Origin of the sequence: Rhizobium sp. BK377 (assembly GCF_014193935.1) — a bacterium.
Lineage (GTDB): Bacteria > Pseudomonadota > Alphaproteobacteria > Rhizobiales > Rhizobiaceae > Rhizobium.
In genome coordinates this window covers 349,361-363,639 of record NZ_JACIAC010000005.1, presented here as the reverse complement: position 1 = coordinate 363,639, position 14,279 = coordinate 349,361, and the positions used below count along the sequence as shown (strand labels likewise).

Here is a 14,279-nt window from a genome sequence, read left to right as displayed (position 1 = left end):
CCATTTCAGCAAAACGTACTTTCTGATTTTGCATCTATTCCAGTTTTCCGCCGAAATGAAGAAGAATCTTTCGCTGATGGAGGCCGCGCGACGTTTCCCGCGGCCTGCCGATTGCGCGACCTCTACTTGGACGGTGCGTTCAGACCCCAGAGCACACCGAACGGATCACGAAGCTGGCCGTAGCGGTCACCCCAGAACATCAGTTCGACCGGCATGACCACTTCGGCGCCGGCAGCCACCGCGCGATCCCACCAGAAATCGATATCGTCGATCACCAGCTGGATGGCAAAGCCCTCATGGCCCTTGAAGGGATGGCCGTATTCCGGATAGGCATCCGACAGCATGAGGGAACTGCCGTTGATATAAAGGTGCACATGCATCGTGCGGCCACTCTCGTCGGGCGGCACGATATAGGCCTGTTCGGCGCCGAAAGCCTTCTTGTAGAATTCCGCAGCCTTTGCCGCGCCATCGACCGTCAGATAGGGAAGCAGGCCATTCTTGACCGGCGGCATCTTGGCCTGGTTGCTCTCCATCGCGTCCATGCTCGTCCTCCATTCGTTTTTGAAGTGCCGGCTGAATGCTCGGCTGCTTCAAGGACGTAGCATGGGAGTGTGAGCCGACAATGTCGGTCAGAATTTCAGCGAAAAGCGATCAGAGATCGATGATCGTGCCGCGGCCGTCATTCCAGATGCGCATTTCGCGCTTGCCGTCAGCGCGAGCGCGGGCGCGCACGGGAGCGGGCTTCATCTTCATCGAAAGGGCGCGGCCGACCATGAGCACGGTCAGGATGCCGCCGACGGCGAGCGTGACCGAGAAGGTGAGAAGCAGCATGGCCACGAAGACGGTGGCGCCAGCAAGCATGAAGAAGATGGAGCGAATGTTCTGCATTGGTTATAGACCTTTCTACGGAAAGGAATGTGGTCCTTCTTTTTCATCTCTGCAAGCCAAGCATGGCTTTTTGTTGTCTTGCGAGGCTTTACGAAGCTTGGCACTAATGGTCCATGAGCCGAACACCACCTCTTCGTTCCCTGCGTCTGCGCCGCTCGGTACTGAGCGTACCCGCCATCAACGCGCGTGCACTTGAAAAGACCCATTCCCTTGATTGCGATGCGGTTATTCTCGATCTCGAGGATTCCGTCGCGCCTGAGAAGAAGGCGGAAGCGCGCGACAATCTGAAAGCTTTTTTTGCCGATCCGCCGCTTGAGGGTAAGGAAAGGATCATCCGCATCAATTCTTTGTCATCCGGATTCGGACTGGCGGATCTGGAGTTGATAAAGGCATTATCGCCCGATGCTGTTCTCCTGCCGAAGGTGGACGAAGCGCAGGACGTCATGGCAATCAGTGATCTGCTTGCCGAGGCCTATGCGCCGGAGGAGTTGCGCATCTGGGCGATGATCGAGACGCCGCGCGGCGTGCTGAATGCCGCAGCGATCGCCGAATCCGGCCGCACGCCGGGATCGCGGCTCGATTGCCTCGTCGTCGGCCTCAACGACCTGCGCAAGGAAACAGGGGTTCTGCCGCAGACCGGGCGGACTTATCTCGTGCCGTGGCTGATGCAGGTCATTCTGGCGGTCAAGGCCCATGGACTCGATGCGCTGGACAGCGTCTTCAACGATTTCCGGAATGCCGATGGCTTCGACGCCGAATGCGGGCAGGGCCGCGGCATGGGTTTTGTGGGCAAGATGCTGATCCATCCAGCGCAGATCGAAGCCGCCAACCGGTATTTCGGGCCTGACGCAGAAGAGATTGCGGAGGCGGAGGCAATCATTGCCGCCTTTGCCGATCCAGCTGCAGAAGGGCTCAACGTCATCAATGTGAACGGGCGGATGATCGAGCGGCTGCATCTTGTCCAGGCCGAAGCTCTGGTCCATAAAGCGCACCTGATTTCCGCAAGAAAGCCCGCCTGATGAAACTCTACCGCTTCCTGACCGGTCCCGACGACGCTTCCTTCTGCCACAAGGTGACGGCGGCGCTGAACAAGGGCTGGTCGCTGTCCGGTTCGCCCACCTATGCCTTCAACGCTGCGACCGGCCAGATGCAGTGTGGCCAGGCCGTGGTCAAGGAGGTCGAGGGCAAGGATTATCACCCGGACATGAAGCTGTCCGAACAATAAATCAGCGTTCGGCCGCTTCTTCGGCGCTTGCCTCAATGCGTTCCATGTCGTCGTCGCTGAGGCCGAAGTGGTGACCGATCTCATGGATCAGCACATGGGTGATGATATCACCCAGCGTTTCGTCGTTTTCGGCCCAGTAATCGAGGATCGGACGGCGATAGAGGCGGATGCGGTTCGGCATTTCGCCGGTTTCCACGGTAAAGCGCTCCGAAATGCCGCGGCCCTCGAAAAGGCCGAGCAGGTCGAAGGGCGTTTCCAGCGCCATGTCCTCGAAAACTTCGTCATCGGGGAAGTCTTCGATTTCGATGGTCAGATTGGTCGTCAGCTTGCGAAATTCGTCCGGCAGATGGCTGTATGCGTCCATTGCCAGCGACTCGAAGGCGCTGATCGTCGGCGCATGGCGGTCCCGCCAATCATCGCTCCGGTCTATGTGGGCCATGAATATTCCTTCCTTTGCCGGCCCATATAGAGCCTTTATCGCCGATTTTCGAGTGCGGAATCAAAGGCAGGAATAAATTCTTATAAAATGGCCGTTGACTCTTCATTAGAGCTCTGGAATCTATAAGAACATAACAGGAACAAGACGGATGGAGAGAACGCCATGGCGCAGACCGCCCTGGCGCGCGAGCGGCTTTTTGCGCTCCGCGAAACCATTGCTCGACTGGAGGGAAAATCCGCGCCGGCGCTGGCCGCGGCGGAACGGGAAGCCCTCTCGGAAGGATGCGAGAGACGGCAGGATTGCATTCTGCCTCGGCTGTCTTTTGGCATTCAACCGTTCGATGAGGCCCTGGAAGGCGGCCTGCAGCTCGATGCGATTACCGAATTCCGTGCGGCGCGTTCCGGCCATGCAGGGGCGGTAAGCGGTCTGGCGATGGCCATTGCGGCGCGACTGCAGAAGCAGGAAGAGGATGCCGGCAGGCTGCTGCCGCTGCTCTGGATCGGTGATGCCGTCGGCACACTGGAGGCAGGTCGTCCCTATGCTCCGGGGCTGAAGGATTTCGGGCTGAAGCCGGAAAGGTTTTTCCATGCCGCGCCGCGCAAACTGGAGGATGCGCTCTGGCTGGCGGAAGCGGCCCTTGAATGTGCTGCCTTCTCGGCCGTCGTCTTTGAAGTGCGCGGCAATCCCTTGCATTTCGGCCTGACCGAAAGCCGCCGACTCAGTCTCAGGGCACGCGCCGTCCGGCGTCCGCTCTTTCTCGTCCGTCAGGCCGGGGAGGAGGAGGCGAGCAGTGCCGCTTTCCGTCTGCATGTCGAGCCGGCGCCATCTGACCTGCGGCCGCTGCCGGACGGATCGAAGCTTTCCGGCAGCATCGGCAATCCGATTTTCCGTCTCACGCTGGAGAAGAGTCGCAATCCGGCCCCGCTTTCCTTTCTTCTGGAGTGGAACCCCCATGAACGCGAATTTCACCCTATCGACGAACCAAGCTTCGCTCGCCCTCCAGGCGAACAGTCAGCGCATTCTGGCGCTCAGCTTTCCGCATCTGCCAACGGACCGCATCGCCCGCAGACGGTGGGGGCTCTCCTGGCGTTCGAAAGGGCGTCCTGAAGCGGCACCCCTCGTCTGTTCCGGCAAGCTCAGCAATGCCATGCGGCTGACGGCGCTGGACGAGTTCGCCGAGAAGCTGGGGCTGAGAAAGGAACAGGGTGTTGCCGAAGCGCGCGCCATGTATCCGGCGCTCGATGTCGTAGAAGAGGATCCTGCGGCCGATCGCCGGCTGCTGGAAGCGATCGCCGACTGGTGCGATCGCTATACGCCGATGGTAGCGCTCGACGGCAAGGACGGGCTGTTTCTCGACATTACCGGCTGTGCCCATCTCTTCGGTGGTGAGAAGGTGCTTCTCAAGGATATCCTGTCGCGGCTCTTCCATATGGGGCTCGATGCGCGCGGTGCGATCTCCTCTTCGCCGGGTCTTTCCTGGGCCGTTTCCCGCTTCGGGCAGGGCGGCGTGGTGGAGGATGAGGAAACGGAGCGCATGCTGATGCCGCTGCCCGTCTCGGCCTTGCGGCTGGAGGACCTGACCGTCGATGCCCTGAAGAAACTTGGCCTCAAATATGTTGGCGACGTCATCCATGCGCCTCGGGCGCCGCTGACCCGCCGCTTCGGGCCGACATTGCTTCTGCGTCTCGATCAGGCGCTGGGTCGCGAGGAGGAGCCGATCTCGCCCCGGCTTCCTGTCCCCAGCCTCTCATCCGAACGCCGTCTGGTCGAGCCGGTTGGAACGGAAGAACAGATTCTTGCCGTCACCGGCCAAATCGCCGTGTCGCTGAAGCCGTCCCTGGAGGCGCGTGGCGCCGGCGGGCGGGTGTTCGAGCTGGTGCTGTTTCGTGTCGATGGCAGGGTTTTCCGCATTTCCGTCGGCGCCTCACGACCACTTCGCGAACCAAAGCTCGTCGCCGGGCTGTTTTCCGAGCGTCTGCAGGTGATCTATGACGATATCGATGCCGGCTATGGTTTCGAGATCCTGCGCCTGAATGTGCTACGGCATGATTCATTCAACGACGCGCAGGGTGATTTCGAAGGGAACGGCCAGGGGGAGATCTCGCTTTCGAGCTTTGTCGACCGTGTCGCGGCCCGGCTTGGTCCGGACTGTCTGCAAAGCTTCCAGCTTCGCGAGAGCCATGTGCCGGAGCGTGCCGTGATGACGGTGCCGGCAATGGAGAACCTTCCGGCATTGCGGAAGACGGAGCAGGGAAGCGCGCTTCCTTTCCGTGAGGAGCGTCCGCTGCGGCTTTTTGCAACGCCGGAGCCGGTCGAGGTCGCATTTGCCGAGGTGCCTGATGGTGCGCCGCAGACATTCCGTTGGCGGCGCCTGCAGCATCAGGTGGCGAGGAGCGAAGGCCCTGAACGGATTGCCATGGAATGGTGGATCGATGGGGATGAGGTCCAGGCGCGTGATTACTTTCGGATCGAAGATGAGGTCGGGCACCGTTTCTGGATCTATCGCCGCGGCCTCTATGGCCAGAAACCCGATCCTCAATGGTTCATGCATGGGGTATTTGCATGAGACCCGAGCCCGCGTTCTTCGAGATCGGCACGAGGACGAATTTTTCGTTCCTGGAAGGCGCGTCGAAACCGGAAGAGATGGTCGTGCAGGCCGCTTATCTGAAGCTCGGCGGTCTCGGCATTGCGGATCGGAATTCGGTTGCCGGCGTGGTGCGGGCGCATGCGCAGGCAGAACAGCTCGAGGAAAGATATAAGAACAGGGATGCGATCCTGGCTCAGGCAAAGAAGGAAGGGAAAACGGAGATCATTCTCGACCCTATCCGGATTCAGCCAGGCGCTCGTCTCGTCTTTTCCGATGGAACGCCCGATATCCTTGCCTATCCGCAAAACCGGCGAGGCTGGGCAAATCTCTGTCGCCTGCTCAGTGTCGGCAACCTGAAGGAAGAATCGGTCAAGGGAACCTGCATCCTGACGGAAGCAGAGCTCATGGAATGGGGCGATGAGATGATGCTTGCCCTCGTCCCTGATCGCACTGTCGTGAATGATCCACCCGGCCAGCCAGTCCTAGAAGATTATCTGGAACGATTTCGCAAACGTTTTCGCAAGACATTTTTCATGGCGCTATCGCCAGCCTATGACGGTCGTGATCGACAGGCTTTTGCGGTGCTCGCCATGCTTGCCGCCCGCAATCGCGTGCCGTTGATTGCCACCAATCAACCGCTCTATCACCACCCCGAGCGGCGGCCGCTTTCGGACGTCGTCATCGCAATCCGGGAACATGTGCAGATATCTGAAGCCGGATTCCTCCTGGCGCCCAATGGCGAGCGTTTTCTTAAGGATTCACGTGAAATAGTCAGGCTGTTCCGGGATTATCCTGGCGCGGTCGAGAATACGCAGGTCTTTTTCGGCAGGTTGAGCTTTTCGCTGAACGAGCTAAAGCACAATTATCCGCCTGAAAACGATCCCGGTGAAACGCCGCAGGAGACTCTCGAAAGGCTGACAAGAGCAGGTGCGGTAAAACGTTATCCTGATGGCGTTCCTGAAAAAGTGGCGAAGCAGATCGATTACGAGCTGAAGCTCATCGGCGACAAGAACTACGCCTCTTACTTCCTGACAGTTCACAAGATCATTCACCACGCCCGTTATGTGCTCGAAGTTCTGTGTCAGGGGCGAGGGTCGGCGGCCAATTCGGTTATCTGCTATTGCCTGGAAATTACAGAAGTCGATCCTCAAAAGAGCACGCTCCTCTTCGATCGTTTCATTTCAATGGATCGGGACGAACCGCCGGATATCGATGTTGATTTCGAGCATGAGCGGCGGGAAGAAGTCATTCAGTCTATTTATAAAAGATACGGTATTATGCATGCCGGGCTGACGGCTGCCGTCACCAGCTATCGCACTCGCTCGGCTGGCCGTGAGGTCGCCAAGGCCTTCGGTCTGTCGGAGGATGTTCAATCGGCGATCAGCAGCCTCGTCTGGGGATGGTCCGAAGACAATCTCTCGGAGCGGGATGCCAAGGCAGCTGGTCTCGATATCAAGGATCCAGTGACACGGAATGTGCTGAAATATGCCTGCGAGCTTCTCAGCTTTCCGCGTCATCTCACGCAGCATGTCGGCGGTTTCGTCATCACGCGAGACCGGCTCGACGAGGTCGTGCCGATCATGAAGACGGCAATGCCGGATCGCTATATGATCGAGTGGGACAAGGACGATTTCGACAACGTCAAAATCCTCAAGGTGGATGTCCTGGCACTTGGTATGCTGACCTGCTTACGCAGGGCTTTCACGCTGCTTGCGTTGCACTACGACGTGAAAAAGACACTCGCCGACCTCGGCAATAGGGAGCACGGAGAGGAAGGCGAACCAGTTTATGACATGATGGGTCGGGCCGATACGCTTGGCGTTTTCCAGATTGAGAGCCGGGCGCAGATGAGTATGTTACCGCGCCTGAAGCCCAGAATCTTCTATGACCTCGTGATTGAAGTGGCGATCGTCCGGCCTGGTCCGATCCAGGGCGACATGGTGCACCCCTATCTGAAGCGCAGAGAGCTGCGGAATAAGAACCTTCCCATCGAATATCCAAGCGAGGAACTGAAGACTGTTCTTGAAAGAACCCTCGGGGTTCCCCTGTTTCAGGAACAGGCCATGCAGATTGCTATCACCGCGGCAGATTTTGAACCAGCAGAAGCAGATCGGCTCCGACGGTCGATGGCGACATTCAAGAGAACCGGCACCATTGATAGTTTCCAAAAACGGTTCGTGGATGGAATGATTAAAAATGGCTACGACCCTGAGTTCGCGGAGCAATGTTTCAACCAGATCAAGGGTTTTGGTGAATATGGCTTTCCCGAGAGCCATGCGGCCTCATTTGCTCTGCTCGTCTATGCATCCTCGTGGCTGAAAGCCTATTATCCCGACGTCTTCTGCGCGGCGATGCTGAATTCGCAGCCGATGGGTTTTTATGCGCCGGCGCAACTGGTGCGGGATGCACGTGAGCATGGGGTGAAAATCCTGCCGGCAGATATCAATCTGTCGAATTGGGAGTGTACGCTTGAAGAGGCGGCTTTTGAGCCGGCAGCAATCGATTTTCGTCACGGCGAGATGCGGGATATCATCAAGACTCGCCATGCTGTTCGGCTTGGTCTTCTGCAGATCAAGGGTGTTTCCCCTAAAGATATGGGAAAGCTCATCGAAAACCGCGGTGAGAGTTACCATTCTGTACGTGACCTCTGGTTACGCTCCGGCCTGCAGAAATCTGTCATCGAGCGGCTGGCAGATGCAGATGCCTTTCAATCCATCGGACTATCACGACGTCAGGCGTTGTGGGCGGTGCGAGCACTGGATGTGAAAAGCGCGACTGAGGAACTGCCGCTCTTCGAGAAGGTTCGCCACATCGATCCTCAGCCTGAGCCGGCTGCCAAACTCCCTGACATGCTGCCGGGCGAACAGGTCATCGAGGATTACCGCTACCTGTCGCTCTCTTTGAAAGGGCATCCCGTTTCCTTCCTGCGTGAAGAGCTAGGCAGGACGGGCGTGACGCGCAATGTCGATCTGCTTCGCGTTGCGAATGGGAGGCGCGTGATCATCGCGGGATTGGTGCTGGTACGCCAGCAGCCGGGTTCCGCGAAAGGTGTGATCTTCATGACGCTGGAGGACGAGACCGGCGTTGCCAATGCCATCGTCTGGAAGAAAGTCTTCGAAAAATACCGCGCCGTGGTCATGGGCGCCCGGCTCGTGAAAATCTATGGCAAATTACAAAGCCAGAGCGGCGTCATCCATACCGTTGTCGAACGTATCGAGGATATGACGCCGCTGCTCGGTATCCTTCAGCGAGAGACGAAACGCTTCGGCGTCAGCGAACGCTCGGACGAGGTGTTGCGCGCGACACAGGATCACCGGCAGCGGAAGGAGGCGGATAGCCTGGCGCGGGACAACCTGCTCAGCAAGATCGGCGAGAAAAGACCATCAGAGAGGGCGAGGGATGGTGATATCGCGGAGACCGCGAGCGTGATGCCGCGCGGGCGCAATTTCCACTGATTGACGCTCGCGGCCTGGAAATTGATGCTTCTTAAGGACTTACGAACAAGCTCGCCGGTGTGTGATGTCCCGCTGCGGAATCGTGATCGAATGAGGGTCGCGATTTTTCTTGACAGTTCCTATCTTCTTTTGCAGAAAACACGATAGTAAGTGTCATGTTTGGAATGAAGACGTGCTCGTCTGCAGTTGCAATTACATAACCGACAAGGAAATCCGGGACGTCATCAACAATCTTCTCGATGAGGATTGCTGGCAGCTTATCGTGCCGGCGAAGGTCTATCACGCCATGGCCAAACGCGGCCGCTGCTGCGGTTGTTTCCCGAACGTTGTCGATATCATCATCCAGACAACCGAAGATTATCATGCCCGCCGCCACTCGACGGAATCGGAAATATTTGATTTCATGTCGCGCCTGAGAAAATTCCATGAAGAAAACAGGAGAGCGGACATTGAAAGGCGACAAAAAGGTCATCGAGCGGCTTAACGAGGCTCTATTTTTAGAGCTCGGTGCGGTCAACCAGTATTGGGTTCACTATCGTCTTCTCGAGGACTGGGGCTACACCAAGCTCGCCAAGAAGGAGCGCGCCGAATCGATCGAGGAAATGCATCATGCCGACCGGCTGGTCGCGCGCATCATCTTCCTCGAAGGCCATCCCAATCTACAGACGCTTGCGCCGCTGCGCATCGGTCAGAACGTCAAGGAAGTTCTCGAGGCCGATCTTGCCGGAGAATATGACGCCCGCACCGCCTACAAGAAATCGCGCGATATCTGTCATGACGCCGGCGACTATGTTTCCATGAAGCTTTTCGAAGAGCTGCTGGCAGACGAGGAAGGCCATATCGATTTCCTCGAAACGCAGCTCGACCTGCTCGAAAAGATCGGAGAAGCGAAGTACGGCCAGCTCAACGCAGACTCGGCCAACGAAGCCGAATAACGCGCTATCGACAATCTCCTCTCAGCCGGCCGCCTCTTGGGCGGCCGGTTTCGTTTTGGCGCATCGATGAATGCTTCGGCCTATGCTGTTCAATCTTCCGGGGTCAAGCTTGAGAGGTGGCTGAACTCCGCCACGACCCGTTCATAGACGGCGCGCTTGAAGGGAACGATCAGGCCGGGCAGCTCTTCCATCGGCTTCCATTCCCAAGCATTGAATTCCGGCTCATGGCCGCCGGGGGGCGGGTTGATGGCGATCTCGCTTTCGTCGCCCTCGAAGCGAAAGGCGAACCAGCGCTGGGTCTGGCCACGATATTTGCCCCTTAAGCCGATGCCGATCAGCTGCGGCGGAAGGTCGTAATTGATCCAGTCCTTGGCCTCGGCGAGCAAGGTGACGGACCTGATGCCGGTTTCTTCGTAGAGTTCTCGATAGGCCGCCTCCAGCGGGTCCTCGCCCTTGTCGATGCCGCCCTGCGGCATCTGCCAGAGCTGGGGAGAGCCGTCATATTCGGAATTGCCGTCGGGAATGCGCCGCCCGGCCCAGACGAGGCCCTCGCGGTTGAGGATCATCACACCAACGCAGGGGCGATAGGGCAGGTCCTCGGCTTTTACGGTCGCCTCGCTCATGGTTCTCTCCGCTCAAGGATTCTTGGGGTCGTTGACGAGTGCTGCGACGCCGACAATCTCGATGCCGCGCATGGTCGCTTCCTCGCTCCATTTGGAGATTGCGTCAATGCTCTCGTCGAAAGCCGAGGCAACACCGATCGCCTGGCCATTGCGGCGGGCGATGCGCTCCAGTTCATCGAGCTTCTGCAGGATGGTGTTCACATCGACCTGGCCATCCAGTTGCAGGTCGGCGAAAGCGTAGGGAAGTTCCGTGCCCTTGGCGACCGCAGCCGTCTTGGATTGCGCCGAAGTGCCATCGTCGAGGAACAGCAGCCCACGCTTGCCGATATCCCGCATGACCGGTTCCATCGCCTTGGGATCGGAGAGGAAACGTCCGCCCAGATAGTTCATGATGCCGGTGTAATTGGTGATTTCGCCCATGGCCCGATGCAGGCTTTCGAGGTTGCGCGCGACGGGCCTCGACGTCAGCAGCGTATCCGGTCCTGGATCATTCGCTGGATAATCAAATGGCTCCAGCGGCACCTGCAGCAATATTTCGTGTCCACCGCGGCGGGCATCCTGCATCCAGCGCTGCAGGCTGTTGCCGCTGGCGGCAAAGGCGAAGGTTATCTCCTCCGGCAATTGCTGTATGGCCCGTTGCGTGCCGGTCTGGCTGAGACCGAGGCCGCTGAGGACGATTGCTATCCGGATGCCGCGCGTGCCGGACCACGGCCGCGCATATTGATCCATTGGTCGCCGGCCATCGGAACCTGTGATCGGCAGCCGGCCGAAGGGCGTTTCTTCGAGCAGGTCGTCGTTGGGAATAGCCGCCATGCGGGGGTCCTGGCCGATTTGCATGGCATCGACCAGAACCGGGCCGCTGCCGTCGCGGGATCGGGGGCTATACTTGGTAACGGCAGAGCCATCCCCGGTGACCATGCGCTCCACGTTGGCGCCTGAGTTCGGCTCCGAACGCGGCGCACCGTTTGCCGCCTGATTGCCCGAGGTTGAAGGTTGCTGGATCGTATCGGTGGGCGGGGCGGCGGACGAGTCCTGCTGCGCCGGAGGCTTCGATTGCTCAAGGCCATCACTGCGAAATGCCGTGTAAAGGGAAAAGCCGCCAATCGCGACAAGACAGATACTCGAAGCAATCTGCCCGATCCGCAATATGCCAGGGCGCTTGCGGGCGGCCTTGCGGTTGCGGCCCAGGGGTGCATGCAGGTCCGTTCCCAATTCCTTGCCACTCCAAAACCGGGAAACAGCAGAAAGTCTCAAGGCCGGGCGTGTTGCCCGGCCTTGAGATCGATGAATTACTTGGCGACGACGGCCTTATCCGGGTTCGGCGGGAATGACGGATCGGTCTTCTTGCCTCGCAGCAGGTCGAGCGCGTAGTTGAGCTGGACGTCGTCCTTCGGATCCGGCGGGACGTAGGCGACCGAGCCCGAACCTTCGTCGGTCTCGCTCTGGCCCTTGATGTGGCCGCGCAGGGCGGATTCGCCCTCGGTCACCATCTTGCCCTGGAGATCGGCGGGAAGGGGTTCTTCCACCTTGATGTCAGGCGTGATGCCGGTACCCTGGATCGAGCGGCCCGATGGCGTGTAATAAAGCGCCGTCGTCAGGCGCAGCGCGCCGTTTTCGCCAAGCGGAATGATGGTCTGCACCGAGCCCTTGCCGAATGAACGCGTGCCGAGAACGGTGGCACGGCGCAGATCCTGCAGGGCGCCGGCAACGATTTCCGATGCGGAAGCCGAGCCGCCGTTGATGAGGACGATCAGCGGCTTGCCATCCGTCAGATCGCCCGGACCGGCGTTGAAGCGGCGGGTTTCGTCCGGATTGCGGCCCCGGGTGGACACGACTTCGCCGCGCTGCAGGAAGGCGTCGGAAACATTGATCGCCTGATCGAGCAGACCCCCGGGGTTGAGACGCAGGTCAAGGACGAAGCCCTTGAGCTTGTCAGCCGGAACGGTCGCCTTGATCTTGGTGATCGCCTTTTCGAGATCGGGATAGGTCTTTTCGGTGAAGGAGATGACGCGCAGATAGCCGACATCATCCTCGACGCGCGACTTCACAGCCTGGACGGCAACGACGTCACGAACAATCGTCAATTCAATCGGCTTGTCGGCACCCTTGCGGATCAGCGTCAGCTTGATTGGCGTATTGACCGCGCCGCGCATCTTTTCGACGGCGTCTTCGAGCTTCAGGCCGCGGACGGACTGGCCATCGATCTCGGAAATATAGTCGCCGGCCAGAACGCCTGCTTTGGCAGCCGGAGTATCGTCGATCGGGGTGATGACCTTGACGAGCTCGTCTTCCATGGTGACTTCGATGCCGAGGCCGCCGAACTCGCCCTTGGTCTGGGTGCGCATGTCTTCGGCGTCCTTCGCATTCATGTAGCTGGAATGCGGATCGAGCGAGGACAGCATGCCGTTGATGGCGCTTTCGATCAGCTTATCCTCGGCCGGCGGCGTTACGTATTGTGCACGCACGCGTTCGAAGACGTCGCCGAATACCGAAAGCTCCTTATAGGTCGATGCGCCCGCCGCCTCTGCAGGCACGCCTGCGGAGTAAATGACGCTCATTGCGGTCGCGCCCATCAGGGCGCCGACCAGAACAAGAGAAGCCCTACGAATCATTGCGTGCCTTTCCAGTGTCTTTGGCGGTCCACCACGGCCGGGAATCGACCGGTTTACCGTCCTTTCGAAACTCAATGTAAAGCGTTGGCCGATCTGTTTCCAGCGCCAATGCGGTTGCGCTTGCCACTCTTTTCGCACCCATCACAGCCAGGGGTTCGCCGGAGAAAACAAATTTTCCCTGACGGGTGCTGATCGTATCCATGCCTGAGAGAACCAGGTGGTATCCGTCGCCGGCATCAAGGATGATCATCTGGCCATAGCTGCGGAAAGCACCGGCAAAAACCACCAGCCCGTCAGCAGGCGCCGTGATCACCGTTTCCGGATTGGTCGCGACCGTCATTCCCATCGCCTCGTGTCCGGTGCCATCGGCATCCCCGAACTGGCGCAGAATATCGCCTGCCACAGGCAGCTCCAGCTTCGCCTTCAAATCTCCGAAAGGATATGCGGGCGCAATGCGGTTTTTATCGGGCACTCCGCTGTCAGCCAAAGCCTTTGCCTGAGCGCGCTGCTCGTCGGTCAGGAGCTTGCGGTTTTCCTCTGCCTGCCTGGCGGCAGCGGCAGCATCGCGCACGGAGGCGATCTCCGTTTCCATCGAGGCGACGAGGCTTTCGAGCGTCGTTGCCTTGCTTGCCAGTTCCTGGGACCGCAGCTTTTCGGCTTCCAGTTCGGCGGCATTGGTGCGGCTCAGCTTGTCGTTTTCGGCAAGCAGCAGGTCCATGCGCCGCTCCTCCTCCAGGCTGTTTGCCATGGTGGTAGTCAGGCCTTCCTTCTCCTTGGCACTTGCCGTCTGCAAAGCCGCGAGATCGGTGAGATCGGCTGCCAGCTTTTCGGTCTCCTTGCGGATACCAGGAACGACAGCGCCGAGCAGAATGGCGCTGCGAACCGAAGCCAGCGCATCATCGGGTGTGACGAGAAGGGCCGGCGGCGGGTTGCGGCCCATGCGCTGCAATGCGGCAAGAACCTCGGCCAGAAGGCCGCGGCGCTCGTGCAGCGAACGTCGGATGCCGTCTTCCTTGACGCCAAGCTCGGCGAGCTTCTTCTCGCTGTCGAGGATCTTGCCTTCCAGGCCTTTGCGGCGCGCGGCGGAATCGATCAATGCCTGTCGAATGCTTGCTGTGCTCTTTTCCAGATTGTCGATGCTGCTTTGAAGCTCGCTCACCTTGTCCGAGGAGAGGTTGATCGTCTTCGACAGCTTGTCGAGCTCGGCCCGCGTCTCGTCGCGCTTCTTCGCCAGTTCGGCGGCGGGGTCAGGCGGTGGTTGTTCGGCCGACGTGACCGGGGCAGCCTGTTCGGCTGTCGCAGGCGGAGCCGGCGCGTCCTGCGCCTGTACGGCAAAGGGGTTTCCGGAAATGGCAATGACGGCCGCACCGAGCCCTGCGGCAACGGCCGGCAAAAACAGGCGGGATCGCTTGGGGGCAGCTCTCGTCATGCGTGTCGGGGTTTACTCGTTCAAATCGCCCGGAACCTAAGCTGATTTGGGGCTATTGGCCAGAAAGTTTGAAGGAGAAGAGGTCG

At 59.2% G+C, this 14,279-nt stretch carries 14 protein-coding genes; 7 read left to right on the top strand and 7 right to left on the bottom strand.

Annotated features, from left to right (window positions below; genetic code table 11):
* Positions 1-122 precede the first annotated feature (122 nt).
* Both FHT92_RS21350 and FHT92_RS21345 read right to left on the bottom strand, forming a co-directional pair.
* The gene (locus FHT92_RS21350) at positions 123-542 is read right to left on the bottom strand and encodes a VOC family protein (RefSeq protein ID WP_183749750.1); all 420 of its coding nucleotides are present in this window, start codon (positions 540-542) and stop codon (positions 123-125) included.
* 109 nt (positions 543-651) lie between these two features.
* Positions 652-888: a hypothetical protein gene (locus tag FHT92_RS21345; RefSeq protein WP_183749751.1), complete on the bottom strand. Its 237-nt coding sequence runs from the start codon at positions 886-888 to the stop codon at positions 652-654.
* 113 nt (positions 889-1,001) lie between these two features.
* Here FHT92_RS21345 and FHT92_RS21340 point away from each other — a divergent pair, with 113 nt between their 5' ends.
* Positions 1,002-1,907: an HpcH/HpaI aldolase/citrate lyase family protein gene (locus FHT92_RS21340; protein WP_183829043.1), complete on the top strand. Its 906-nt coding sequence runs from the start codon at positions 1,002-1,004 to the stop codon at positions 1,905-1,907.
* A complete protein-coding gene (locus FHT92_RS21335; protein ID WP_183749753.1) occupies positions 1,907-2,113 on the top strand; it encodes a DUF1737 domain-containing protein in 207 nt (68 codons plus the stop codon). The genes FHT92_RS21340 and FHT92_RS21335 overlap by 1 nt, the downstream gene beginning before the upstream one ends.
* 1 nt (position 2,114) lies before the next feature.
* Here FHT92_RS21335 and FHT92_RS21330 read toward each other — a convergent pair whose 3' ends face one another.
* Entirely contained in the window at positions 2,115-2,552 is a 438-nt protein-coding gene (locus tag FHT92_RS21330; protein ID WP_183829040.1) for a metallopeptidase family protein, read from the bottom strand.
* 162 nt (positions 2,553-2,714) lie between these two features.
* Here FHT92_RS21330 and FHT92_RS29375 point away from each other — a divergent pair, with 162 nt between their 5' ends.
* From FHT92_RS29375 to bfr, 5 genes are all read left to right on the top strand, one after another.
* Positions 2,715-3,659: an ImuA family protein gene (locus tag FHT92_RS29375; protein WP_246735525.1), complete on the top strand. Its 945-nt coding sequence runs from the start codon at positions 2,715-2,717 to the stop codon at positions 3,657-3,659.
* Entirely contained in the window at positions 3,571-5,118 is a 1,548-nt protein-coding gene (locus FHT92_RS21325; protein WP_312858782.1) for a DNA polymerase Y family protein, read from the top strand. The genes FHT92_RS29375 and FHT92_RS21325 overlap by 89 nt, the downstream gene beginning before the upstream one ends.
* Positions 5,115-8,594, top strand: coding sequence for an error-prone DNA polymerase (locus FHT92_RS21320; protein WP_183829034.1), 3,480 nt, complete (start codon positions 5,115-5,117; stop codon positions 8,592-8,594). Before FHT92_RS21325 ends, FHT92_RS21320 begins: the two co-directional genes overlap by 4 nt.
* Before the next feature lie 109 nt (positions 8,595-8,703).
* Positions 8,704-9,078 carry a (2Fe-2S)-binding protein gene (locus tag FHT92_RS29370; protein ID WP_246715436.1) on the top strand — a complete coding sequence of 125 codons (375 nt, stop codon included), beginning with the start codon at positions 8,704-8,706 and terminating at the stop codon, positions 9,076-9,078.
* A complete protein-coding gene (gene bfr, locus FHT92_RS21310; RefSeq protein WP_027512212.1) occupies positions 9,044-9,529 on the top strand; it encodes a bacterioferritin in 486 nt (161 codons plus the stop codon). Before FHT92_RS29370 ends, bfr begins: the two co-directional genes overlap by 35 nt.
* A gap of 89 nt (positions 9,530-9,618) precedes the next feature.
* On the opposite strand, the gene FHT92_RS21305 is transcribed toward bfr, so the two are convergent.
* The 4 genes from FHT92_RS21305 to FHT92_RS21290 form a co-directional block, all read right to left on the bottom strand.
* Positions 9,619-10,152 carry an RNA pyrophosphohydrolase gene (locus FHT92_RS21305; protein WP_183749758.1) on the bottom strand — a complete coding sequence of 178 codons (534 nt, stop codon included), beginning with the start codon at positions 10,150-10,152 and terminating at the stop codon, positions 9,619-9,621.
* 12 nt (positions 10,153-10,164) lie between these two features.
* The gene (locus FHT92_RS21300) at positions 10,165-11,364 is read right to left on the bottom strand and encodes a divergent polysaccharide deacetylase family protein (protein ID WP_183829032.1); all 1,200 of its coding nucleotides are present in this window, start codon (positions 11,362-11,364) and stop codon (positions 10,165-10,167) included.
* A 77-nt stretch (positions 11,365-11,441) separates the two neighbouring features.
* The gene (locus FHT92_RS21295; RefSeq protein ID WP_183749760.1) at positions 11,442-12,764 is read right to left on the bottom strand and encodes a S41 family peptidase; all 1,323 of its coding nucleotides are present in this window, start codon (positions 12,762-12,764) and stop codon (positions 11,442-11,444) included.
* Positions 12,754-14,163, bottom strand: coding sequence for a murein hydrolase activator EnvC family protein (locus FHT92_RS21290; protein WP_183829213.1), 1,410 nt, complete (start codon positions 14,161-14,163; stop codon positions 12,754-12,756). Before FHT92_RS21290 ends, FHT92_RS21295 begins: the two co-directional genes overlap by 11 nt.
* Between the last annotated feature and the right edge of the window lie 116 nt (positions 14,164-14,279).

What these genes read in the sequence shown, in the direction of transcription:
- FHT92_RS21345 (WP_183749751.1), bottom strand. Translation starts at nt 888, where the DNA reads ATGCAGAACATTCGCTCCATCTTCTTCATGCTTGCTGGCGCCACCGTC.
- FHT92_RS21295 (WP_183749760.1), bottom strand. Translation starts at nt 12,764, where the DNA reads ATGATTCGTAGGGCTTCTCTTGTTCTGGTCGGCGCCCTGATGGGCGCG.
- FHT92_RS29375 (WP_246735525.1), top strand. Translation starts at nt 2,715, where the DNA reads ATGGCGCAGACCGCCCTGGCGCGCGAGCGGCTTTTTGCGCTCCGCGAA.
- FHT92_RS21340 (WP_183829043.1), top strand. Translation starts at nt 1,002, where the DNA reads ATGAGCCGAACACCACCTCTTCGTTCCCTGCGTCTGCGCCGCTCGGTA.
- FHT92_RS21335 (WP_183749753.1), top strand. Translation starts at nt 1,907, where the DNA reads ATGAAACTCTACCGCTTCCTGACCGGTCCCGACGACGCTTCCTTCTGC.
- FHT92_RS21350 (WP_183749750.1), bottom strand. Translation starts at nt 542, where the DNA reads ATGGACGCGATGGAGAGCAACCAGGCCAAGATGCCGCCGGTCAAGAAT.
- FHT92_RS21330 (WP_183829040.1), bottom strand. Translation starts at nt 2,552, where the DNA reads ATGGCCCACATAGACCGGAGCGATGATTGGCGGGACCGCCATGCGCCG.
- FHT92_RS21320 (WP_183829034.1), top strand. Translation starts at nt 5,115, where the DNA reads ATGAGACCCGAGCCCGCGTTCTTCGAGATCGGCACGAGGACGAATTTT.
- FHT92_RS21305 (WP_183749758.1), bottom strand. Translation starts at nt 10,152, where the DNA reads ATGAGCGAGGCGACCGTAAAAGCCGAGGACCTGCCCTATCGCCCCTGC.